At 61.9% G+C, this 22,421-nt stretch carries 19 protein-coding genes and 1 pseudogene; 6 read left to right on the forward strand and 14 right to left on the reverse strand.

Annotation, left to right across the window (positions count from 1 at the left end; all coding sequences use genetic code 11):
* From U862_RS0123075 to U862_RS0123085, 3 genes and pseudogenes are all read left to right on the forward strand, one after another.
* Positions 1–483: pseudogene (locus tag U862_RS0123075) on the forward strand (urocanate hydratase); the annotation flags it as partial.
* A 2-nt stretch (positions 484–485) separates the two neighbouring features.
* Entirely contained in the window at positions 486–2,018 is a 1,533-nt protein-coding gene (gene hutH / locus U862_RS0123080; protein ID WP_025112578.1) for a histidine ammonia-lyase, read from the forward strand.
* A gap of 110 nt (positions 2,019–2,128) precedes the next feature.
* A complete protein-coding gene (locus U862_RS0123085; protein ID WP_025112579.1) occupies positions 2,129–3,535 on the forward strand; it encodes an amino acid permease in 1,407 nt (468 codons plus the stop codon).
* A gap of 45 nt (positions 3,536–3,580) precedes the next feature.
* Here U862_RS0123085 and U862_RS0123090 read toward each other — a convergent pair whose 3' ends face one another.
* The 6 genes from U862_RS0123090 to U862_RS0123115 form a co-directional block, all read right to left on the reverse strand.
* Positions 3,581–4,489 carry a MurR/RpiR family transcriptional regulator gene (locus tag U862_RS0123090; protein ID WP_025112580.1) on the reverse strand — a complete coding sequence of 303 codons (909 nt, stop codon included), beginning with the start codon at positions 4,487–4,489 and terminating at the stop codon, positions 3,581–3,583.
* A gap of 109 nt (positions 4,490–4,598) precedes the next feature.
* Entirely contained in the window at positions 4,599–5,363 is a 765-nt protein-coding gene (locus tag U862_RS0123095; RefSeq protein WP_025112581.1) for an ABC transporter ATP-binding protein, read from the reverse strand.
* Between the two features lie 18 nt (positions 5,364–5,381).
* Positions 5,382–6,494 (reverse strand): succinylglutamate desuccinylase/aspartoacylase family protein, encoded by a 1,113-nt coding sequence (locus U862_RS0123100; protein ID WP_025112582.1) that lies wholly within the window; start codon positions 6,492–6,494, stop codon positions 5,382–5,384.
* Positions 6,495–6,503: 9 nt separating this feature from the next.
* Positions 6,504–7,202, reverse strand: coding sequence for an ABC transporter permease (locus U862_RS0123105; RefSeq protein ID WP_025112583.1), 699 nt, complete (start codon positions 7,200–7,202; stop codon positions 6,504–6,506).
* 13 nt (positions 7,203–7,215) lie between these two features.
* Positions 7,216–7,905 carry an ABC transporter permease gene (locus U862_RS0123110; protein WP_025112584.1) on the reverse strand — a complete coding sequence of 230 codons (690 nt, stop codon included), beginning with the start codon at positions 7,903–7,905 and terminating at the stop codon, positions 7,216–7,218.
* A gap of 88 nt (positions 7,906–7,993) precedes the next feature.
* Entirely contained in the window at positions 7,994–8,770 is a 777-nt protein-coding gene (locus tag U862_RS0123115) for an ABC transporter substrate-binding protein (RefSeq protein WP_025112585.1), read from the reverse strand.
* 474 nt (positions 8,771–9,244) lie between these two features.
* Between U862_RS0123115 and U862_RS0123120 the strand changes: the two genes are divergently transcribed.
* The 3 genes from U862_RS0123120 (at position 9,245) to U862_RS0123130 (ending at position 12,991) form a co-directional block, all read left to right on the forward strand.
* Entirely contained in the window at positions 9,245–10,171 is a 927-nt protein-coding gene (locus U862_RS0123120) for a LysR family transcriptional regulator (protein ID WP_025112586.1), read from the forward strand.
* A 103-nt stretch (positions 10,172–10,274) separates the two neighbouring features.
* Positions 10,275–10,901 carry a glutathione S-transferase family protein gene (locus U862_RS0123125; RefSeq protein ID WP_025112587.1) on the forward strand — a complete coding sequence of 209 codons (627 nt, stop codon included), beginning with the start codon at positions 10,275–10,277 and terminating at the stop codon, positions 10,899–10,901.
* Positions 10,902–10,960: 59 nt separating this feature from the next.
* On the forward strand, positions 10,961–12,991 hold the full coding sequence (locus tag U862_RS0123130) for a pyridoxamine 5'-phosphate oxidase family protein (RefSeq protein WP_025112588.1): 2,031 nt from the start codon (positions 10,961–10,963) through the stop codon (positions 12,989–12,991).
* 74 nt (positions 12,992–13,065) lie between these two features.
* Here U862_RS0123130 and U862_RS0123135 read toward each other — a convergent pair whose 3' ends face one another.
* Genes U862_RS0123135 through U862_RS0123170 form a run of 8 tightly spaced genes read right to left on the reverse strand, consistent with a single transcriptional unit; the run spans position 13,066 to position 22,071 of the window.
* Complete coding sequence (locus U862_RS0123135) at positions 13,066–14,196, reverse strand: glycosyltransferase family 4 protein (protein WP_025112589.1); 1,131 nt, start codon at positions 14,194–14,196, stop codon at positions 13,066–13,068.
* The gene (locus tag U862_RS0123140) at positions 14,197–15,327 is read right to left on the reverse strand and encodes a glycosyltransferase family 1 protein (RefSeq protein ID WP_025112590.1); all 1,131 of its coding nucleotides are present in this window, start codon (positions 15,325–15,327) and stop codon (positions 14,197–14,199) included. It lies immediately after the preceding gene.
* Complete coding sequence (locus U862_RS0123145; protein WP_025112591.1) at positions 15,311–16,687, reverse strand: glycosyltransferase family 1 protein; 1,377 nt, start codon at positions 16,685–16,687, stop codon at positions 15,311–15,313. Before U862_RS0123145 ends, U862_RS0123140 begins: the two co-directional genes overlap by 17 nt.
* Complete coding sequence (locus tag U862_RS0123150) at positions 16,684–17,949, reverse strand: ABC transporter ATP-binding protein (protein ID WP_025112592.1); 1,266 nt, start codon at positions 17,947–17,949, stop codon at positions 16,684–16,686. Before U862_RS0123150 ends, U862_RS0123145 begins: the two co-directional genes overlap by 4 nt.
* Complete coding sequence (locus U862_RS0123155; protein ID WP_025112593.1) at positions 17,949–18,746, reverse strand: ABC transporter permease; 798 nt, start codon at positions 18,744–18,746, stop codon at positions 17,949–17,951. Before U862_RS0123155 ends, U862_RS0123150 begins: the two co-directional genes overlap by 1 nt.
* Positions 18,746–20,188, reverse strand: a complete 1,443-nt coding sequence (locus tag U862_RS0123160) for a mannose-1-phosphate guanylyltransferase/mannose-6-phosphate isomerase (protein ID WP_025112594.1) — start codon at positions 20,186–20,188, stop codon at positions 18,746–18,748. Before U862_RS0123160 ends, U862_RS0123155 begins: the two co-directional genes overlap by 1 nt.
* Before the next feature lie 3 nt (positions 20,189–20,191).
* Positions 20,192–21,160: a GDP-mannose 4,6-dehydratase gene (gmd, locus tag U862_RS0123165; RefSeq protein WP_025112595.1), complete on the reverse strand. Its 969-nt coding sequence runs from the start codon at positions 21,158–21,160 to the stop codon at positions 20,192–20,194.
* Complete coding sequence (locus U862_RS0123170; protein ID WP_025112596.1) at positions 21,157–22,071, reverse strand: GDP-mannose 4,6-dehydratase; 915 nt, start codon at positions 22,069–22,071, stop codon at positions 21,157–21,159. Before U862_RS0123170 ends, gmd begins: the two co-directional genes overlap by 4 nt.
* Between the last annotated feature and the right edge of the window lie 350 nt (positions 22,072–22,421).

Raw genomic sequence — 22,421 nt, forward strand, 5'->3', positions numbered from 1 at the left:
AGCTTCCAGGGTCTGCCGGCACGTATCTGCTGGGTCGGCCTGGGCCTGCGCGCCAAGCTCGGTCTGGCGTTCAACGAAATGGTCCGCAGCGGCGAGCTGTCGGCACCGATCGTGATCGGTCGTGACCACCTCGACTCCGGCTCGGTCTCCAGCCCGAACCGCGAAACCGAATCGATGCAGGACGGCTCCGATGCCGTCTCCGACTGGCCACTGCTCAACGCCCTGCTGAACACCGCGAGCGGCGCGACCTGGGTCTCGCTGCACCACGGCGGTGGCGTGGGCATGGGTTTCTCCCAGCACTCGGGCATGGTGATTGTCTGCGACGGTACTGACGAAGCGGCCGAGCGCATTGCGCGCGTGCTGCACAACGACCCGGCCACCGGCGTCATGCGCCACGCCGATGCCGGTTACCAGATCGCCATCGACTGTGCCAAGGAGCAGGGCCTGAACCTGCCAATGATTACTTCGGTTAAAGGAGCCTGAACATGACTGCATTGAACCTGATTCCCGGCCAACTGAGCCTGGCGCAACTGCGTGACGTCTACCAGCACCCGGTCAAGTTGACCCTCGACAACAGCGCCGCCGCGCAGATCGAAGCCAGCGTCGCCTGCGTCGAGCAGATCCTCGCCGAGAACCGCACCGCCTACGGCATCAACACCGGTTTCGGCCTGCTGGCCTCGACCCGCATCGCCAGCGAAGACCTGGAAAACCTCCAGCGTTCGCTGGTGCTGTCCCATGCTGCCGGCGTCGGCCAGCCGATCAGCGATGAGCTGGTGCGTTTGATCATGGTGCTCAAGGTCAACAGCCTGAGCCGTGGTTTTTCCGGCATCCGTCGTGTGGTGATCGACGCGCTGATCGCCTTGATCAATGCCGAGGTTTACCCGCACATTCCGTTGAAAGGTTCGGTCGGCGCATCCGGTGACCTGGCACCGCTGGCGCACATGTCGCTGGTGCTGCTGGGCGAAGGCAAGGCGCGTTACAAGGGCGAGTGGATGGAAGCCACCGAAGCGCTGAAAGTCGCCGGTCTGACCCCGCTGACACTGGCTGCGAAGGAAGGTCTGGCGCTGCTCAACGGTACTCAGGTGTCCACCGCATTTGCCCTGCGCGGTCTGTTTGAAGGTGAAGACCTGTTTGCCGGCGCGCTGGCGCTGGGCGGCCTGACTGTTGAAGCCGTTTTGGGCTCGCGCTCGCCGTTCGATGCGCGCATCCACGCTGCCCGTGGTCAGAAAGGCCAGATCGACACCGCTGCTGCCTATCGCGATCTGCTGGGTGAGCGCAGCGAAGTCTCCGATTCGCACCAGAACTGCGAAAAGGTCCAGGACCCGTACTCGCTGCGCTGCCAGCCGCAAGTCATGGGCGCCTGCCTGACCCAGTTCCGTCAGGCCGCTGAAGTGCTGGTGGTCGAAGCCAACGCCGTGTCCGATAACCCGCTGGTGTTCGCCGCTGAAGGCGATGTGATTTCCGGCGGCAACTTCCACGCCGAACCGGTGGCCATGGCCGCTGACAACATGGCGCTGGCCATCGCCGAAATCGGCTCGCTGAGCGAACGTCGCATCTCGCTGATGATGGACAAGCACATGTCGCAACTGCCGCCGTTCCTGGTGGCCAATGGCGGCGTGAACTCCGGTTTCATGATCGCCCAGGTGACGGCGGCGGCCCTCGCCAGCGAGAACAAGGCACTGTCCCATCCGCATTCGGTGGACAGCCTGCCGACCTCGGCCAACCAGGAAGACCACGTGTCGATGGCCCCGGCGGCCGGCAAGCGGCTGTGGGAAATGGCCGAAAACACCCGCGGGATTCTCGCGGTGGAATGGCTGGCGGCGGTGCAGGGCCTGGACCTGCGCAACGGTCTGAAGACATCGACCAAACTGGAACAGGCCCGGGCGATTTTGCGTCGCGAAGTGCCGTTCTACGAGAAGGATCGCTTCTTTGCCCCGGACATCAATGCAGCGACTGAGTTGTTGGCTTCGCGGTGTCTGAACGAGCTGGTTCCAGGCAAGCTTTTGCCTAGCCTGTAAGGGCCTCTTCGCGGGCAAGCCCGCTCCCACAGTAGGAATGTGTACCTCTGTGGGAGCGGGCTTGCCCGCGAATCGATTTTGCGTCGAATAAAAATAAATAAGGACGAAAAATGCAGCAGCCAGCAAAAGGTTTGAAACGCGGGCTTTCGGCCCGACATATTCGCTTCATGGCCCTGGGGTCGGCGATCGGTACCGGGCTGTTCTATGGTTCTGCCTCGGCCATCCAGATGGCCGGCCCTGCCGTTCTGCTCGCCTACCTGATCGGTGGCGCGGCGGTGTTCATGGTCATGCGCGCCCTTGGCGAGATGGCGGTGCACAACCCGGTCGCCGGTTCGTTCGGGCATTACGCAAGCACCTATCTCGGCCCCATGGCGGGCTTCATTCTCGGTTGGACCTACGCGTTCGAAATGGTCATCGTCGGCATGGCCGATGTGACGGCGTTCGGCATCTACATGGGCTTCTGGTTTCCGGAAGTCTCGCGCTGGATCTGGGTGCTGGGCATTGTTTCGGTGGTCGGCGGCCTGAACCTGTGCAACGTCAAAGTCTTCGGTGAAATGGAGTTCTGGCTGTCGTTGCTCAAGGTCGCGGCCATCGTCGCGATGATCCTCGGCGGCTTCGGCATCATGTTGTTCGGTATCAGCACCGCTCCCGGTCAGGCTACCGATATCAGCAACCTGTGGACCCAGGGCGGTTTCATGCCCAACGGCGTGGGCGGCCTGATCGCCTCGTTTGCGGTGGTGATGTTTGCCTTCGGCGGCATTGAAATCATCGGTGTGACTGCCGGTGAAGCCAAGGACCCGCACCGTGTGCTGCCCAAGGCGATCAACGCCGTGCCGCTGCGCATCCTGCTGTTCTATGTGCTGACGATGCTGGTGCTGATGTCGATCTTCCCGTGGCAGCAGATCGGCAGCCAGGGCAGCCCGTTCGTGCAGATTTTTGACCACTTGGGCATCAGTTCGGCGGCCACCATTCTGAACATTGTGGTGATCTCGGCGGCGGTCTCGGCGATCAACAGCGACATCTTCGGTGCGGGGCGCATGATGTACGGCCTGGCTCAACAAGGGCATGCGCCCAAAGGCTTTGCTCAGCTGTCGCGCAATGGCGTGCCGTGGCTGACGGTGATTGTGATGAGCTGCGCGCTGCTGCTGGGTGTGTTGCTGAACTATCTGATCCCGGAAAACGTATTCCTGCTGATCGCTTCCATCGCGACCTTCGCCACGGTGTGGGTCTGGCTGATGATTCTGTTCACCCAGGTGGCCATGCGGCGTTCGATGACGGCCGAGCAGGTGGCGCAATTGAAATTCCCGGTACCGTTCTGGCCGTATGCACCGATGGCGGCGATTGCCTTCATGCTGTTCGTGTTCGGCGTGCTGGGTTATTTCCCGGACACCCAGGCCGCGTTGATTGTCGGCGTGGTCTGGATCGTGTTGCTGGTGCTGGCTTATCTGACGTGGGTCAAACCGGCGGCCGCACAGGCTGCGCGGGTGACCAGTGATCAGCCGGTTTCTCAGCCTTGATCTGATCGGGGGACGCCCGCTTTCTGCGAGCGTCCTCCACACGCATCACTTCTTCGGCGTCTTGCTGCCGTTGGGGATGTGCAGGTAAGACATCACGCTTTCAGTCAGCTCGGTCGCCAGTTTGACCGCTTCCTTGTTACGCGCCATCACCCCTGCGACCAGTCCTTCGATCAACGCCAGCATGGCCACGTTGGAGCTGGTCAGCACCGGATGATCGCAAGGCGCAAACAGCACATGCTCGGCAATGCTGGTGAGCGGCGAGGCCGGTGAGTCGGTGATCGCCAGCACCGACGCGCCGCGTTCGTTGGCGAATCGGGCGAGTTGCAGGGTGTCGAGGGAATAGCGCGGCAGGGAAATCGCCAGCAACACATCCTGATCGGTGATCGCGGCCAGTCGATACGCAGCGTTTTCGTTGCCGCCCTCCATGCTGATGGCGGTGGCATCGGCGCAGAACGGCATCAGGGTCGAAGCGGCGAGGCCGGCGAAGTAGACACTGTTGCCGAAGCCGAGGATGTAGATCTTGCGCGCAGTGGTCAGCCGGGTGACGAACGCTTCGAACGCGGCAGCGTCGTTACTGGTCGCCGCGGTGGACAGGTTGCTGCTGGCGCTTTCGATCTGCTCATGCAAGCCGAAGGCTCCGCCCGGACGGTGCGCCAGTTCATTGCGCAGCTTGTCGACCGGCGACACCATCTGCTGCAGCGTTGCCATCAACTCAGCCTTCATGCCCATGTAGCCACCGAGGTCCATCGCCTTTGCCAGACGGTTGACGGCGGCCGGCGAGGTCGATGTTTCGTGGGCCATTTCTTCGATCGTCAGCGTCGCGGCCTTGAGCGGATGACGCAGGATGAAGTCAGCCACCTTGCGCAGCGACGGCGGCAGCTCGGCAACGATTTCCGCCAGTTTGCGCATGACCGGCGCGGCATAGACCGTGGTGTCTTTCGATGGGCTGGGCATATCCGGATCAACAGTTCCTGAAAGTGAGAGAAGGGCTGCGCCTGACAAGGTTGGCTGGAGTGTATCCGAAGCCAACCGTTGCAGGACAACGCCGAGCGAGCCACCGGACTTACTTCAGGCTCCCGGCCAGAAACTGCTGCAGGCGTTCGGACTGCGGATTGACCAGCACTTCACGCGGGTCGCCGCGCTCCTCGACCTGCCCTTTATGCAAGAACACCAATTGGTTGGACACCTCGCGGGCAAAGCCCATTTCGTGGGTCACGACCACCATGGTGCGGCCTTCTTGAGCGAGGTCCTGCATGACCTTGAGCACTTCGCCCACCAGTTCGGGGTCGAGTGCCGAGGTCGGCTCGTCGAACAGCATCACCTCCGGTTCCATCGCCAGTGCGCGGGCAATTGCCACCCGCTGCTGCTCGCCCCCTGACATGTGCGCCGGCCAGGCATCCTTGCGATGTGCCACGCCGACTTTGTTCAAATAGTGCTCGGCCTTTTCCCGGGCCTCTTTCTTGCCAACGCCCAGCACATGCACCGGGGCTTCCATGACGTTTTCCAGGGCGCTCATGTGCGACCACAGATTGAAGTGCTGAAACACCATCGACAACCGTGAGCGCATGCGTTGCAACTGTCGCGGTTCGGCTGCCTTGAGGCCGCCCAGTTTGTTGGTCACCAGTTTCAGCGGCTCGCCATTGAGCACAATGTTGCCGGCGTTGGGCTGCTCCAGCAGGTTGATGCAACGCAGGAAGGTGCTTTTGCCCGAGCCACTGGAGCCAATGATGCTGATCACGTCGCCGGCCCGGGCCTGCAGGGACACGCCCTTGAGTACCTGGTGGGCGCCGTAGCTTTTGTGCAGGTCCTGAATTTCAAGTTTGTACATGGTGTGAACTCTCTGGCATCAGTCGCTGAGCAAGCGGCCTTGGCGAATAGGGGTGAAGCCGGCGACCTTGGCCAGCCACAGACCGGGCTGGGCAAAGCGCAGGCGTTCGCGGGCATAGAGCACGCCGTCGGTGCTGGCGCGCACGATGCTGTGGCGGTCGTTCAGCGGATCGAGGACTTCGAACAGCGGGTCGCCGACCTTGACCCGTGCGCCCAGCGGTTGCAGGAAACTGACCACACCCGGATGCGGCGCGTAAGCATATTGCGCACCCGCAAACGGCATCGCCTCACAGTGACTGGGCGGCGCTGGCGGCCATTCACCGCGGATCAATCCCTGCTCCGCGAGGTAGCCAAGAATCGCCTGCGCGCTGTTAGCGCAGGGTTCGCGTTCGGTGTCGGCCATGCCGCGCAATTCGATGGTGGTGGCTGCACACGCCAGCGGAATGTTGGCCTCCGGGAACAGCTCGGTCAGGCGCAGCCACGGAATCGCGCAAGCCTCGTCGAACGCACTGCCGCCGGCATCTTCGGCCAGCAGCGTGACCTCGGCACCGAGGCGTGCGGCCAATGAATGCAGGCGCGGCCAGTGCTGCGGCATGGTGTAGAGCAACATCACCGACTCGAAATCGCAGTGCAGATCGAGCACCACTTCGGCGTCGCAGGCATGTTGCAGCAACAGGCGACGCAGGCCATCGAGTTCCGAGGTCGGTGGCGGCATGTCGGCGAGGGTGTCAATCAACGCACGGCGGATCAGCGCGACGTTGGTGTCGGCGTCATCGCCCAACCGCCCCTTGAGCAACGGCGCCACGGCTTCAGCCAGCTCCGGAAAGTCGCGATTGAAATTCTTGCCGCTGGCGAATTCGAAGCGACCTTGATGCGTGGCCTGGAACATCTGGGCGATGCCAATCGGGTTGGCCATCGGCACCAGTTCGATCACACCGTTCAGGCGGCCTTGTGCTTCCAGTTCCAGCAGGCGGCGCTTGAGCTCGACGGCCACGCGCATGCCCGGCAGCTCGTCGGCATGCAACGACGCCTGGATATAAGCCTTGCGTGGGCCGGCGCCAAAACGGAACACCGAAAGTGTCCGTTCAGTGCCCGAAGCGCTCCACGGCAACGGGTATTGAATTTTTTCCATGTCAGCTCCTTAGTGCTTGCGCGGTGCCAGGTAGGCCAGCCAGTGGCGCTCGGCCAGCTTGAACAGGCGCACCAGAATGAAAGTCAGGGCGAGGTAGACAAGGCCCGCGGTGATGAACGCTTCGAACGGCATATAGAACCGCGAGCTGACGGTGCGCGCCGCGCCGGTGATATCCACCAGCGTGACGATCGAGGCCAGGCTGGTGGTTTGCAGCATCATCAATACTTCGTTGCTGTACTGCGGCAACGCCCGGCGCAACGCCGACGGCAGCAGAATGCGCCGGTACAGGGTCAGGCGGGACATGCCCATCGCCCTGGCGGCTTCGATCTCGCCGTGGGCCGTGGACTTCAGGCTGCCCGCCAGCAGTTCTGCACTGTAGGCGCTGGTATTGATGGCAAACGCCAGGCAAGCACAGAACGTGGCGCTGGAGAGATAAGGCCAGAACATGCTTTGGCGCACCGCTTCGAACTGGGCCAGGCCGTAATAGATCAGGAACAGTTGCACCAGCATCGGTGTGCCGCGAATCACGTAGGTGTAGAGCCACGCCGGGAAGTTGATCAGCGGCGAGCGTGACACCCGCATCAGCGCCAGAGGCACCGCCAGGACCAGCCCCAGGCTCAGGGAAATGCACAGGACTTTGAGGGTCAACAAGGCGCCGTTCAAATACAGCGGCAGGTTTTCCCAGATCAGGTTGTAGTCGAGAATCATCGGCAGGTTCTCCTCACAACTCGGCGGCTTTGATGCCGACCGAATAGTGTTTTTCCAGAGCGCGCAGCACCAGCAGCGACAGGCTGGTGAGCATCAGGTACAGCGCCGCCACTGCAATGAAAAAGGTGAACGGCTCGTGGGTCGCGTCGGCGGCGTTCTTGGCCTTGAACATCATGTCTTGCAGGCCGATGACCGAAATCAGCGCGGTGGACTTGGTCAGCACCAGCCAGTTGTTGGTGAACCCCGGGATGGCGAAGCGAATCATCTGCGGCACCAGAATCCGCCAGAACACTTGCGTGCCGCGCATGCCATAGGCTGCACCGGCTTCCGCCTGACCTTTGGGGATGGCCATGAAGGCACCGCGAAAGGTTTCCGAGAGATAGGCACCAAAAATGAAGCCCATGGTGCAGACGCCAGCGATGAAGGGATTGATGTCGATGTAGCGGGTGTAACCGCACGCCAGTGCGATGCGGTTCACCAGATCCTGGCCGCCATAGAAGATCAGCAGGATCAGTACCAGATCGGGAATGCCGCGAATCAGGGTGGTGTAGCCTTCCCCGAGCATGGCCAGCCATTTGAGCGGTGACAGGCGAAACGCCGCACCCATCAGGCCCAGGGCAATGGCCAGGGACATGGAAGTCAGGGCCAGGTTAATGGTCAGCCAGGCACCATCGAGAATGCTCGATCCGTAGCCATGGAGCATGATGAAGTTCCTCAAGCGTGCGCCGCAAGGCGCGCAAGACAAGGCCGAAAGCGCCTGCAGCAGGCCGGCGCCGAGCGGAGGCGAAGGTTTATTCACCGTAGATATCGAACGCGAAATACCGGGCCATCACTTGCTGGTACTTGCCGTTGGCGCGGATCGCATCGATCGCCGCATTCAGGCGCGCAACGTTGGCGACATCACCCTTGCGCACGGCAATCCCGGCACCGCGCCCGAAGTATTTCGGGTCGTTGATGTCCGGCCCGGTCAGCGCAAAACCCTGTCCGGCCGGTGTCTTGATGAAGCTTTCGTCGGTGTTGACGATGTCGGCGAGGGTGGCGTCCAGGCGACCCGAAGCGAGGTCGAGGAAGGCTTCGTTCTGTGAGCCGTAGCGCACCACGACGACACCGGCCTGTTCCAGTTGCTCGGTGGCAAACCGGTCATAGGTCGATGAGCGTTGCACGCCGAGTTTCTTGCCCTTGAGGTCTACCAACGGGTCGTTGATGACGCTGCCGGCCTTCATCGCGAACTTGCCCGGCGTGTGGTAGTACTTTTTGCTGAAATCGACCGACTTCATCCGGTCTTCAGTGATCGACATTGACGACAGCACGGCGTCGATCTTGCGCACCTTGAGCGACGGGATCATGCCGTCGAACTCCTGAATGACCCACTCGCACTTGACCTTCATTTCTTCGCACAAGGCGTTGCCGATGTCGTAGTCGAACCCGCTGACATTGCCCTCAGGTGTCTTGAAAGAGAAGGGTGGGTAGGCGGCTTCGATACCGATACGCAGGCTGTCTTCTTCGGCATGTGCCAAGAAGCTGAGCGCGCACAGCGCCAGAGCACCTAGAAGTTCTGTCTTGTTCATTTTGTTGACTCCTGGGAGGGCGTTAGGGAAACAGTTGCCCGCCATCCGCAGTGGCGCGCTGGATCATTCCTGTGATCGGCGAGGCTATAAATGACACGAAATAAATCATTCATCAATACAACTGAAAATAAAAATATCAATTCTGGATCGACGGTCGTTCACCCATACCCGACGCGGGATGGGTGCTGCCTATAATGGGCAGCGGTGTTGCAGTGGTTGTGGCACCGCGATGCTGGATGGCATCACGCAAGAAATCGCAGTCATTGCCGCTAATGCCGATCAGTAGCGCAGATCCTGGTGGGAGCGGGCTTGCTCGCGAAAGCGGTGGGGCAGTCAACATCAATGTTTGCTGGGCCGACGTCTTCGCGAGCAAGCCCGCTCCCACCATTGATCTACGTGGCTTTGAGCATTGAGTTCGCTTGACTGATCGGCAGTAGCCATTGCCGCGATGTTTTTATCCACTTCGGGGACACCATGGATCGCTTCCAGGAAATGCAGGTCTTCGCTGTCGTTGCTCAAGAGCAGGGCTTTGCCGTTGCGGCGCGGCGCCTTGGGTTGTCGGCCGCCAGCGTCACCCGCGCGGTCGCGGCGCTGGAGCAGCGCATTGGTACGCAATTGCTGATCCGTACCACGCGCAGCGTGCACCTGAGCGAGGCGGGCCAGCGTTACCTGGAAGACTGTCGGAGAATTCTCGCCGAGGTGCAGGAAGCGGAAGACTCCGCCGCGGGCAGTCACACCCAGCCCCGTGGGCAATTGACGGTGACGGCGCCGGTGTTGTTCGGCGAGCTGTTTGTCACGCCGGTGATGGCCGGTTATCTGACGCAATACCCGGACGTCTCGATCAATGCGCTGTTGGTCGATCGGGTGGTCAGCATGGTGGAGGAGGGCATCGATGTCGCAGTGCGCATCGGTGAGTTGCCGGACAGCAACCAGCACGCGATCCGCGTTGGCGAGGTGCGGCGGGTGATCTGTGGTTCACCCGACTATCTGGCAGAGCATGGTCGTCCCGCGCATCCACAGGCTCTGGCGGGTGCACCGGTGGTGGCGACCTCATCCATCGGCCAGTTACGGAGCTGGCCGTTTCTCGATCAAGGCGAAGTGATCAGCGTGCGGCCCGAGCCCAGGCTGGTGGTTACCGCCAATCAGGCGGCGATTGCCGCGGCCTGTCTGGGCTTGGGACTGACTCGGGTGTTGTCTTATCAGGTTGCTGGCAAGGTCGCGTCAGGCGAACTGGAAATCGTCCTCGCCGAATTCGAATTGCCGCCGCTGCCGATCCACGTGGTGTATCAGGGCGGGCGCAAGGCGCCGGCGCGGGTGCGCAGTTTTGTCGACTACGCGGTGAAGGTGTTGCGCGAGCACCCAGCGCTGCAGAACGCAGCGTTATTTCATCAGGTGAAATAATCGATTGCGATTGCTGGTGATTCTGTTGCTTTGAGGATAGGTGGAAGATGGCGTCCAGCGGCGCTGCCATCCCGAAGCGGCGCCACCTCCAGCGGAGTCGACCATGCAAGCGATCAAACTCTACAACTTCCCGCGTTCCGGCCACGCCCATCGGGTGGAGCTGATGTTGTCCCTGCTGCAACTGCCGACCGAACTGATCCTGGTCGACCTGGCCAAGGGCGAACACAAGCAAGCGCCGTTTCTGGCGATCAACAGTTTTGGTCAGGTGCCGGCGATCGATGATGGCGGCGTGGTGCTGGCCGATTCCAACGCGATCCTGGTTTATCTGGCGCTCAAATACGGCAATGGCCGTTGGTTGCCGACCGATCCGCTGGGTGCTGCGCGGGTGCAACGCTGGTTGTCGGTGGCGGCGGGACCGATTGCCTTTGGGCCAGCTGCTGCACGCCTGGTCACCGTGTTCGGTGCGCAACTGAACGCTGACGAACTCATCACCCGTGCCCACAACCTGCTCAAGGTGATGGAACTGGAACTGGGCAAGACCCCGTATCTGGCTGGCAGCGAGCCGACCATCGCCGACGTTTCCGCCTACAGCTACATCGCCCATGCGCCGGAAGGCAACGTGTCGCTGGACGACTACGCCAACGTGCGGGCCTGGCTGGCGCGGGTTGAAGCCTTGCCCGGTTTTGTCGGCATGCCACGTACCGTTGCTGGTCTGCAAAAGACTGCTTGAAGGCTCGGCCCGGTCTGACCGGGCCACCCTATTGCGCCAGCGGCGCGGGGAGAGGCGTGATGGAACGTTCACCGTGGCACGCCGGCGAGCAGCAATTGCAGGCCCATGTCGGCGTTGCCGAACGCATGGAGGCTTTTGGTCGCAAGGTCATTCGCGACTGGATGCCGGATCAGCACCGCGCGTTTTATGCGCAATTGCCGTTCATGCTGTACGGCGCGGTCGATGCCGACGGTCGTCCGTGGGCCAGTGTGCTCGAAGGGGCGCCGGGGTTCGTCGGTTCGCCTGACCCGCAGCGCCTGCAATTGTCCAGTCTGCCGGCCACCGATGACCCGGCGCAGTTGCACAACGGCGCGGCCATCGGTTTGCTGGGCATCGAACTGCACACCCGGCGACGCAACCGCCTCAACGGCCATGTGGACAATCTTGATGCCGGTGGCTTTGCGGTGACAGTGGATCAGTCGTTCGGCAACTGCCCGCAGTACATTCAGTTGCGCCAGTTCCAGCGCGTACCGCTGACCGATCCGCAGACACGCCCAGCGCTGCATCGCGACACGCTCGATGACGCAGCCAGGGCCATGATCGAAAGCGCCGATACCTTCTTTGTCGCCAGTTACGTCGATGTCGACGGGCAACGTGCGGTGGACGTTTCCCATCGCGGCGGCCAGGCCGGTTTCGTCCGGGTCGAGGGCAATCGCCTGACCATTCCGGATTTTGCCGGCAACCTGCACTTCAATACCCTCGGCAACCTGCTGCTCAACCCGCGTGCGGGCCTGCTGTTCATCGACTTTTCCACAGGCGATGTGCTGCAACTGAGCGGGCGTACCGAAATCATCCTTGAAGGGCCGCAGATCGAAGCGTTTCAAGGAGCCGAGCGCTTGTGGACGTTCGAGGTGGAGAAACTGGTGCGGCGGCCGGCGGCGCTGGCCTTGCGCTGGCGCTTCGAGGGCATGTCGCCGACCAGCCTGCTGACCGGCACCTGGGCCCAGACCGATGCACGTTTGCAGGCCAGGGCACTGGGCAACAGCTGGCGGCCATTGCGGGTGACCCGCATCGAACGGGAGAGCCAGCACATCCGCTCGATCTATCTGCAACCGGACGATGGCGCGGGGGTGCCGGTATTTCAGGCCGGGCAACATCTGCCGCTGCGCTTCACCGTGGACGGTGAAACGCATATCCGTACCTACAGCCTGTCGAGTGCGCCCTCGGATGATTTCTTGCGCATCAGCGTGAAGCGCGAGGGCCTGGTTTCAACGCACCTGCACCGGCAGATTCGCGTCGGCGATGTGCTGGAGGCACGGGCGCCACAAGGGCACTTCACGGTGGCGCCGCTGGAGCAACGCCCGCTGGTGCTGCTGGCGGCGGGTGTCGGCATCACGCCGTTGCTGTCGATGCTGCGCGAGGTGGTGTATCAAGGCCTGCGCACCCGGCGGATTCGGCCGACGTGGTTGCTGCAGAGTTCGCGCAGCCTCGCCGATCAACCGTTTCGCCAGGAACTCGATCGTCTGCTGGACAACGCGGGTGATGCGGTACGGGTAATGCGCCTGCTCAGCCAGCCGGAGGCCGACCTGGTTGAGGGCGAAGACTTCGACCTGCACGGGCGCATCGATGGGGCACTGCTGCGCGATCTGCTGGATATCGAGGATTACGACCAGATCGATTTTGTTGTCTGCGGCCCCGGCGGCTTCACCCAAGGCCTGTACGACAGCCTGCGCGATCTGGACATTCGCGATGCACGGATCCATGCCGAAACCTTCGGACCCTCGACGCTCAAGCGCCAGCCGGATCCGGATGCCGTTGTCATTGCGCAGCCACCGGCCGCCACGGAATCGGTACCGGTGATGTTCGAACGCTCTGCCAAAGAGGCCCGCTGGCAGCCGGACGGCGGCAGCCTGCTGGAGCTGGCGGAAAGCCGTGGGCTACGCCCCGAGTTCAGTTGTCGGGGTGGTTCGTGCGGCACCTGCAAGACACGCCTGATCAGCGGCGCGGTGAATTATCCACAGGCTCCGGCAGAGACGCCGGAAGAGGGGCAGGTGCTGATTTGTTGCGCAGTGCCGGCGCAGAGCGAGCAACTGCTGGTGCTGGATCTGTAACGCCGCTCACTTGAGATCTCCACAACCCCCTGTGGGAGCAAGCCCGCTCCCACAGGGTTAATCGCCAACTGAAGTCAGGCGTAGGACAGGTCTTTTTCCTCCAGCAACTCCTGATACAGCTCGGTCCACTTGCGGCCCATTTCATCGGCGGTGAACAACTGCCGGTAACGCGCCTCGGCCTTGACCCCCATGGCCGCCGCCCGCTCCGGGTTTTCCCACAACGTGCGCATCGCCTCGCGAAACGCCAATGGATTGCTCGGTGGCACCACCAGCCCGGTCTCGTTGTGGATATTGATGTAACTGGTGCCGGTACCGATTTCGCTGGAGATCATCGGCTTGCCGTACATCGCACCTTCGAGCAGCGAAATACCGAACGCTTCGGAACGCAGGTGCGAGGGGAACACAATGGCGTAGCTCAGTTGCAGCAGGGCGACCTTGTCTTCATCGCCCAGGCGTCCGAGGAAGTGGATATTGCGCAGACCCAGCGCAGCGGCCTGGGCGTGCAGTTCCAGTTCAAGTGGCCCGGCCCCGACGATCACCACCGGATAGTCCACGTCCTTCAAGGCGTCGAGCAGAATGTGCAGGCCCTTGTAGTAACGCATGACCCCGACGAACAGGAAAAACTTATCCCCAAGCTGCTGGCGCCAGCGGTTCATGCGCTCGTTATCGGCCTGTGGATAACCGGCCTTGTTCAAGCCGTACGGAATCACCCGGGTCTTGTCCTGGAACTGCTGCAACACGTCACTGGTGTGCAGGTAGTTCGGCGACGCCGCGACAATCCGGTCGGCGCTGGTGAGGAAGCGGTTCATCAATGGCCGATAGAGTTTGAGCAGATGCTTCTGGCGAATGATGTCCGAGTGGTAGGTGACCACACTCGGTTTGTTCATGGCGCTGGCGAAATGCACTAGGTCCATGAACGGCCACGGGAAGTGGTAGTTGATCACATCCGCTTCGGCGGCCAACTCGCGAAACTGTTTGAACACACTCCAGGAGAACCCGGTGGAGGCGAACTGAATGTCGAGCCTGGCGCGGTGCACTTCGTGCTGGCCCAGTTGCACCACGGGCGGTGTCGGGTCGGCGCTGAGGGTCAGGACCTGGCCCTCGATACCGTGATGCGCGCCGCTCTCGCACAGCTGGAAGATCACCTGCTCGATACCGCCGACCGAGTCAGGCAAGTAGGTTTTGAAAAAATGAAGAACTCGCATTCAGCCTCCCATGGCCTGGCGGTAGGCACCGGCTGTGGCCTGTGCGCAACGTTCCCAGGAAAAAAGCCGCGTCCGGTGCAATCCGGCTTCTCGGCAGGCCTGCCAATGCGCTTGATCGTCGATCAGACGATTGAGCGCATCGCGCAAGCCGTGTGCATCATCAGATTCAATGTAGTTGCCCGCCGGGCCGGCGACTTCCGGCATGGCTGAAGAACCGGTCAGGATCACCGGCGTGCCGCTGGCCATGGCTTCCAGTACCGGCAGGCCGAAACCTTCGTACAGCGACGGAAACACCAGCGCGCGGGCGCCGGCCAGCAGTTGCGCCACCTGTTCATCGGGCAGGTAGCCGAGCAGGCACACGTGCCCCGACGCCAGGGCCTGGCGCAGTTCGTCGCTGAACTGCGTCTGTTGCCAGCCGGCCATCCCGACGATCAACAGTGGAAAACGCTGGCGCACGGCCTCCGGCAGCAGGGCATGGGCACGCAGGGCCAGGCTCAGGTTCTTGCGCGGCTCCAGGGTGCCGACACACAGGAAATACTCGCGCGGGGTCACGGCATGCGCCTTGAGCACGGCCTCGATGGTGTGCGGTTCCCGTGGGTGAAAACGCTCGGCCACACCCAGTGGCGCCACCACAAAGCGCTCGGCGGGCAGGCCGAAATAGGCCTGGGCCTCGTCGGCAATCGCCTGTGAGTCGGTCAAAATCCGCTGCGCCTGTTGCACGCCAGCGGCCAGGCGTCGCTCGATTTCCTTGAGGCGCGCCGCCGGTTGGGTGTCAGGGAAATGCAGATGTGTGAGGTCGTGCAGGGTGATCACGGTCGGGCCATCGAAGGCCAGCGGCCACAGGCTCGGTTCGTGATACAGGTCGAGGTCTTGCGTGTGGCCCTGATCGAAGCGTTTCTGTTCCAGCCAGCGCCGCGCCTGATAGGCGCCGGGGATCTGCCGCAGCAGCGGCGTCAGCCGTGAGTAGCCGGGCATGGCCGCCTCTGGCAGGGTCGAGCTCCAGCCCCAGCCGTGGAACAGCGCCACTTCGACATCGGTGCTGCTGCGCAAGGCGCGGACCAGTTCGGCGACGTAATGGCCGATGCCAGTGCGCGGCGCCTGAAGAATCCGCGCGTTAAGAGCAATGCGCATGCTGACTCTCGGGCGCGGGCAGTGAGCGGTTCAGGTTGCGCTCGATGCGCTGGACCAATTGCGCACTGGCTTCGCGCCAGCTCAGCCAGCGCCATTGGTCCAGGCTCTTGGCTGCCGGAAACACCCCGGACTGCTCCATGGCGATCACAAGGTCAGTGAGGCTTTGCGGGTTGTCCAGCGCGAAATAAGCCATGTAATCGCCGCCGATCTCGCGGAACACCGGAATGTCGCTGGCCATCGCCGGCAGCCCGCGTTGCATGGCTTCCACCAGGGGCAGGCCGAAGCCCTCGACATGCGACGGGAACACCAGTGCGGTGGCGTGGGAATAGGCGTGTTCGAGGCTTTTGTCCGAGAGCGTGTTGAACATGAACAGACGACGGTTCAATTGCGGGTGCTGGCGGATCCGCTCGATCAGCGCCTCGCACTTCCAGCCGATTTTCCCGGCAATGCACAACCGCGCCTTGGAACCAGCAGCCCAGGCCCGCTCGAAGGCATCGAGCAGATAGGCGTGGTTCTTTCGCGGCTCGATGGTGCTGACCATCAGGAACACCGGCTCCGGGCTCTTGAACATGTGCAGAAGGTTACGATCGATTTCCGATGCGGTGTCAGTCAGGTCCAGCTCGGAACCGAGGTGGAAATAGTCGAACCAGCGCTGCTGAACCTGTTGCGTGCCGATCCGGCGCAACATTTCCTGACGCACCTGATCGCGGATGGTGGTCGAGATCGCGACATAGCCGTCGGCCGTGCGTGCGATCCAGTCGAACCAGTCGTTGAATACTTTGACCAGGCCCGCGTCGCAAAACTGTGGATGGGTCAGCGGGATCAGGTCGTAGATCACCGAAACGATGCCCACGCCATCGCGTTTGAGTTGTTCGGCCAAGGGGAAAAAGTTGGCGTGCCAGGACGAATCGAGCAGCACCAGTTGATCGCCGGCCCGATGTTGCAACGGCACGCAGCGTTCGGGCACGGGTTTGCCCTTGAGCAGGCGTGCGAGCACGCGCATCGGCAGGCTGAAACAGGCGAACGCCGTCAGCCGGCAAAGCACGTACAGCACTCGCCGGGCGAAATGCGACTGGCTGAAAGGGCGGCGTCGTTCGAGGGCGCGATGCCGCAACCAGAAGTTGTTGGCCCATTGCTCCAGCTTCACTCGCAGGCTGGTCAGATTGATTTTCGGCGTTTTGATCGGCGCCAGGCTTTTCACCTGATACAGGGCCCCGTCGAGCATCACCACCGGGATGCATTCGCGCTGAGCATCGGCGTCGGGCAACTGTTGAATGACGTTGCGCACAACCCGTTGGATGCCGGAATTGGCGGACGGGTGTTCGAAGACGTAAGTGCACTCCACCAACAGTCGTGTCATTGCGAGATTTCCCTATCAGGCAGTTGCTCGGTGTTTTCACTGGAGCGGCTGATTTCGGTCCGGGCTTGCAGCCACGAGCAGCCGACGAAGTCTTCCTGGCGATTGTTGATGACATGGAAGACCAGGCCGTAATCGCGCCATTCGAAGTTGCGGTCCAGGTGCGAATCCAGGCGCGACAGGCTCAGCGCTACCGAATAGCTGCCCTTGCCCAGGCGCATGTCGAAGGCGAAGCGGAAGGTCACCTGTTCACCGGCACTCAGGTCGGTGATCGCCATGTCCTGACGATGGGTATTGATGCCGTAGATCGCCTGGCCGAGGCGATCCTTGATCAGAAAGCCCAACACCAGGCGCTCGATGTCCTCGCGCACCTCGGCCTGTACTTCCAGCACCACTGGCTGGCCGACTTCCGCCACCTCCAGACTGCGGCCCTGAGCGTCGAGCAAGCGCACGCTGACAATCCCCGCCTCACCGGTGCCGGAAATGGTTTGCACCTGGCCGTTGGCGAGCATTTCCTGGCGCACGATCTGGCCTTCACGCTGAGCGAGCATGGCGTTGTAGTAGTCCATGACTTCTTCGGGTTTGCCGCGCATGGCCAGACGCCCGTTCTCCAGCAGGATCGCGGTGTCGCAGATCGACTGAATCGCCGAACGGTCATGGGACACAATCAGCAGGGTGGTGCCGGCCTTGCGGAAGTTGCGGATGCGCTCGAAGCTTTTGTGCTGGAAGTAGGCGTCACCCACCGACAGCGCTTCATCGACGATCAGGATGTCCGGACGGCGCGCGGTGGCGACGCTGAAGGCCAGGCGCATCTGCATGCCGCTGGAATAGGTGCGAACCGGGTGGTCGATGGCTTCGCCGATTTCGGCAAAGCTCTCGATTTGCGGCATCAGCGCTTCGATCTCTTCGACTTGCATGCCCAGCAACTGACCGGCCATGAAGGCGTTCTGGCGACCGGTGAAATCCGGGTGGAAACCCATGCCCAGTTCCAGCAGGGCGGCAACGCGGCCTTGCAGTTGTATGTGCCCGCAGCTGGGTTGCGTGGTGCCGGTAATCATCTTCAGCAGCGTGCTTTTGCCCGCGCCGTTGACTCCGACGATGCCGACGGCTTCACCGGGTTGAATCTCGAAATCGATGCCCTGCAGGACCCAGTGCAACTGATGACGGGTGCCCGAGAACGGCACCAGCCACTCGAACAACCGGCTCCAGCGATTGGGGTATTGCTTGTAGGCCTTGCCCAGGCCGCTGACGCGTATATGTCCCATCAGAGTTCATCCACCATTTCGCCGACACGTTGCCGGAACAGGCGCAGGGCCATGGCGCAGAACAGCAGGCCGATGATCAGCAGTGGCATCAGCGACGGCCAGTTCGGCCACTGGTTATAGAGGAACACGTTCTGGTAGCTGGTCATCAGCGGCGTCATCGGGTTGAGGCTGATCAGGTGCTGGATACCCGGCGGCAGGATCGACAGCGGGTAAACGATTGGCGTCAGCCAGAACCAGAACTGCAGGCAGATGCCGAACATCTGCCCGACATCGCGGAAGAACACGTTGAGGATGCCGAGGATCATCCCCAGCCCGGCGGCGAAGATCACCTGTACGATCAATAGCGGGATCAGCGCCAGCAAGGCCATGCCGGGCAGGCGTCCACTGATCAGCAGAAAACCGAAGAACAGCGCCAGGATAATCGCGAAGTTGATCCCGGCGTTGAACAGCGCAATCACTGGCAGGCAGATGCGCGGGAAGCTGATTTTCTTCAGCAGGTTGGCGTTTTCCAGAAACATGCTCTGGCTGCGCGAGGTGATTTCCGCAAACAGCCCCCAGGTCAGCAGGCCCGCGCACAGGTACACGCTGTAGGCCAGGCCATCCTCCACACCCGGCAGGCGCGCTCGCATGATCTGGGAAAAGATCACCGTGTACACGACGATCATCGACAGCGGATTGAGCACGGTCCACAGCGCGCCGAACAGCGAATTGCGATAACGCGCCTGAAACTCCCGCTTGACGCTGCCGAGGACGAATCCGCGATAGCTGCGCAGCGAGCGGTACAGGGAAAGCAGCATCAAACCGTCCTGCCGTATTGGTCTTCGAAGCGCACGATGTCGTCTTCACCCAGGTATTCGCCGCTTTGGACCTCGATGATCACCAGGTCGATCACGCCGGGGTTTTCCAGGCGATGGCGGTGTCCGGCGGCAATGAACGTCGATTCGTTCTTGGCCACCAGATGAGTGCCGGTGCCGTTGTTGGTGACCTTGGCCATGCCTTCGACCACCACCCAGTGTTCGTTGCGGTGATGGTGCATTTGCAGCGACAGCTTGCCGCCGGGCTTGACCACGATGCGCTTGATCTTGAAGCGCGGGCCTTCCTCGAGCACGGTGTAGGTGCCCCACGGGCGACTGACCGTACGGTGCAGGCGATAAGCTTCGTGGGATTTGTCCTTGAGCTGCTTGGCGACCCGCCGCACATCCTGGGCGCGGTCGGCGTGGGCTACCAGCACCGCGTCGGCGGTGTCGACGATGATCAGGTTATCCACACCCACAGTGGCCACCAGTCGGCCTTCGCTCTGCACGAAGTTGTTGTGGCTGTCGATGAAGATCGCTTCGCCGCTGGCGCGATTGTTGTCGGCATCGGCCGGCACGAGCGCCGCCACGGCACCCCATGAACCGATGTCGCTCCAGTCGAAACCGGCGGGCACCACCACGACTTTTTCCGAGCGTTCCATCAACGCGTAATCGATGGAGATATCGGTGATTTCCGCAAAAAGTGCCGGTGACAGTTCCTGTTGCAGGCAGCCGACGGTTTCCACCGGGGCGCTGGCCTCCATGCAGGCACGGGTCTGTTCCAGCAACTGCGGGGCATGCAGTTGCAACTCGTTGATCAGGGTGGCAGTGGTGAAGCAGAACATGCCCGAGTTCCACAGGAAGTCGCCACTTTCCAGGTAATGGGTGGCGGTCTGCAGGTCGGGTTTCTCGACAAAGCGCTGCACTTTCGCCGCGCCTCTGGCGTCCAGCGGTGCGCCGGTCTCGATGTAGCCGAAGCCGGTTTCCGGAGTGCTCGGCACCACGCCGAAGGTCACCAGGTAACCGTCCTTCGCCAGATTGGCGGCGTGTTCGACAGCGCTCTTGAGTGCTTCCTGGTTGACGATCAAATGGTCGGCGGGCATCACCACCATGATCGCATCGTCACCGTGCAACGCCTGCAGTGACAGGGCGGCGGCGGCGATTGCCGGGGCGGTGTTGCGCCCGGTCGGCTCCAGCAGGAAGTGCCCACGGTGGCGCGACACGTGAGCCGCGCAATAGTGATCCTTGCTCTGGAAGTAGTACTCGCGGTTGGTCACCGTGACGATGTCGCCCCAGCCATCGAGCAATGCGGCGGCACGCTGATAGGTCTTGCCGAGCAACGACTGGCCGTCGGGCAGGGTCATGAACGGCTTGGGATGGCCCTCGCGGGACACCGGCCACAAACGAGTGCCGGCACCGCCGGACAGAATCACGGGGATCAGCATGGCCTACTCCTTGGCGACGCGTTTCATGTCCGCATCCATCATCATGCGGATCAGGGTGTCGAGGTCGGTTTTTGGTTTCCAGCCCAGTACGCGCTGCGCCTTCGCCGGATTGCCGAGCAGCACTTCGACTTCGGCCGGGCGGAAGAACGCCGGGTCGATCTTCACGTAGTCGCGGTAGTTCAGACCGACGTGATCGAAGGCGATGCGGCACATCTCGCGCACGGTGGTAGTGACGCCGGTGGCGACCACGAAATCGTCAGGCTTGTCCTGTTGCAGCATCAGCCACATGGCTTCGACGTAGTCACCGGCAAAACCCCAGTCGCGCTTGGCGTCGATGTTGCCCAAGGCCAGTTCCTGCTGCTTGCCCTGCTTGATGCGGGCGGCGGCGTCGGTGACCTTGCGGGTGACGAACTCGATGCCGCGCAGCGGTGATTCGTGGTTGAAGAGGATGCCGCTGCTGGCATGCAGGTCGAAACTTTCGCGGTAGTTGACGGTGATCCAGTGACCATAGAGTTTGGCCACGCCGTAGGGGCTGCGTGGATAGAACGGGGTGTTCTCGTCTTGCTGTTCAGCCTGGATCAGGCCGAACATTTCGCTAGTGGACGCCTGATAGAAACGGGTGTGCGGACTGAACTGGCGGATCGCTTCGAGCAGGTGGGTCACGCCCAGGCCATCGACGATGCCCGTGGTCACCGGTTGATTCCAGGACGCGGCGACAAAGCTTTGCGCGGCCAGGTTATAGACCTCGTCCGGCGCCGACTGGATGACCGCACGCTGCACCGAGCAGGCGTCGGCCATGTCCCCGTCCAGATAGACGATGTCGGCTTCGACGCCCATCTCGCGCAGGCGCCAGCGCGAATCGCTGCTGCGCCGTGCGACCAGACCGTGAACCTTGTAACCCTTGTCGAGCAGCAGTCGGGCCAGATAGGCGCCGTCCTGGCCGGTGATCCCTGTGATCAGTGCACTTTTCATTCTTGTCGTACTCGCTGCTCCCAGTCGGACAGGATCGCCCGCAGGGATTGTTGTGTTGTGATTTCAGGCGTCCATCCCGTGGTCTGGGCCAGCCTTGCGTGACTGCCGTAAACGCGACGCTGATCTGCACGGCGCATGCGCGCCGGATCCTGGACCAGTTGCAGGTCGACCTCGGCGAGGTCGCCCATCTGCTCGATCAAACTACGGATACTGTGCTCGTGGCCCGAGCAGATGTTGTAGACCTGCCCCGGCGTGCCTTTCTCCAGCAGAGCGAAATACGCCGAGATCACATCGCCGACATCGAGGAAGTCCCGCGTGACGTCAATGTCGCCGACCTCCAGTTGCGGGGCTTGCAGGCCTTGTTTGATGCGGTTGATCTGGCGCGCAGCACTGGCGATGACAAAGTTGTCTTTCTGCCCGCTGCCGATGTGATTGAACGGTCGCGCCACCAGCACCGGCAAGCCTTCGCTCAGGCCCCATTGCAGGCTGAGAAACTCCGCGGAAAGCTTGCTCACCGCGTACGGATTGCGCGGGCAGGGCGGTTGGAGTTCGGTGATGGGCAGGGCGCGCTCGTCGACTTGTCCATAGACATCGCCGGAGCTGACATACAGGAAGGTCCCCTGAAAACCGCGTGCCTTGAGGGCTTGCAGCAGATTGAGGGTACCGAGCAGATTGATTTCGAGCGTGCGGGCCGGATCGCGGAAGGCTTCGGGAACGAAGGTCTGGCCGGCCAGGTGAATCACCGCGTCGGGCAATTGCGGCCACAGGTCGACGAGGCTTTGCGATGCCGTGAGATCGTAGGGTGCGGCGGCAGGCAGCAGTTCCCACGTCGAATCAGGCTGCGCCAGACGCGACTGGAGATGTTGTCCCACGAATCCACTCAGTCCCGTGACGAACAAGCGCTTTTTCAAACAGCGACCCCTTGGTCTTTAACTTTCGCCACTTTCCCACAGGCTTTAAGGAGAAGTCTGTCAGGCCGGATGAAAAAGACCGACAAGACGACAGGCGAAGTCATTGTTGTAGTTGTTTGTTACCAATCTGTGCCAAATGCGCAGCAATTTCAACAGGGCAAACCGTGACCGGTCAGTTCTCGTCAGCGTAGCCTGATTTATTCTCGTCCGGCGGTTCCCGGATTTGCGAAGGATGTGTTTAGAATGGCCCTCGTCGCCATCTCCTCAGGTTAGCCGGGGGACATTGCGCAACAAGGTGAAACCAGCCACTAAAACAAGAACGAAGACGAGCTCCATGACGAAGGACGAGC

It is taken from the genome of Pseudomonas sp. H1h, from assembly GCF_000633255.1.
Classification (GTDB): Bacteria; Pseudomonadota; Gammaproteobacteria; order Pseudomonadales; family Pseudomonadaceae; genus Aquipseudomonas.

Bases quoted from the DNA above. Each gene is read 5' to 3' on its own strand.
- hutH (WP_025112578.1), top strand. From the start codon at position 486: ATGACTGCATTGAACCTGATTCCCGGCCAACTGAGCCTGGCGCAACTG.
- U862_RS0123085 (WP_025112579.1), top strand. From the start codon at position 2,129: ATGCAGCAGCCAGCAAAAGGTTTGAAACGCGGGCTTTCGGCCCGACAT.
- U862_RS0123090 (WP_025112580.1), bottom strand. From the start codon at position 4,489: ATGCCCAGCCCATCGAAAGACACCACGGTCTATGCCGCGCCGGTCATG.
- U862_RS0123095 (WP_025112581.1), bottom strand. From the start codon at position 5,363: ATGTACAAACTTGAAATTCAGGACCTGCACAAAAGCTACGGCGCCCAC.
- U862_RS0123100 (WP_025112582.1), bottom strand. From the start codon at position 6,494: ATGGAAAAAATTCAATACCCGTTGCCGTGGAGCGCTTCGGGCACTGAA.
- U862_RS0123105 (WP_025112583.1), bottom strand. From the start codon at position 7,202: ATGATTCTCGACTACAACCTGATCTGGGAAAACCTGCCGCTGTATTTG.
- U862_RS0123110 (WP_025112584.1), bottom strand. From the start codon at position 7,905: ATGCTCCATGGCTACGGATCGAGCATTCTCGATGGTGCCTGGCTGACC.
- U862_RS0123115 (WP_025112585.1), bottom strand. From the start codon at position 8,770: ATGAACAAGACAGAACTTCTAGGTGCTCTGGCGCTGTGCGCGCTCAGC.
- U862_RS0123120 (WP_025112586.1), top strand. From the start codon at position 9,245: ATGGATCGCTTCCAGGAAATGCAGGTCTTCGCTGTCGTTGCTCAAGAG.
- U862_RS0123125 (WP_025112587.1), top strand. From the start codon at position 10,275: ATGCAAGCGATCAAACTCTACAACTTCCCGCGTTCCGGCCACGCCCAT.
- U862_RS0123130 (WP_025112588.1), top strand. From the start codon at position 10,961: ATGGAACGTTCACCGTGGCACGCCGGCGAGCAGCAATTGCAGGCCCAT.
- U862_RS0123135 (WP_025112589.1), bottom strand. From the start codon at position 14,196: ATGCGAGTTCTTCATTTTTTCAAAACCTACTTGCCTGACTCGGTCGGC.
- U862_RS0123140 (WP_025112590.1), bottom strand. From the start codon at position 15,327: ATGCGCATTGCTCTTAACGCGCGGATTCTTCAGGCGCCGCGCACTGGC.
- U862_RS0123145 (WP_025112591.1), bottom strand. From the start codon at position 16,687: ATGACACGACTGTTGGTGGAGTGCACTTACGTCTTCGAACACCCGTCC.
- U862_RS0123150 (WP_025112592.1), bottom strand. From the start codon at position 17,949: ATGGGACATATACGCGTCAGCGGCCTGGGCAAGGCCTACAAGCAATAC.
- U862_RS0123155 (WP_025112593.1), bottom strand. From the start codon at position 18,746: ATGCTGCTTTCCCTGTACCGCTCGCTGCGCAGCTATCGCGGATTCGTC.
- U862_RS0123160 (WP_025112594.1), bottom strand. From the start codon at position 20,188: ATGCTGATCCCCGTGATTCTGTCCGGCGGTGCCGGCACTCGTTTGTGG.
- gmd (WP_025112595.1), bottom strand. From the start codon at position 21,160: ATGAAAAGTGCACTGATCACAGGGATCACCGGCCAGGACGGCGCCTAT.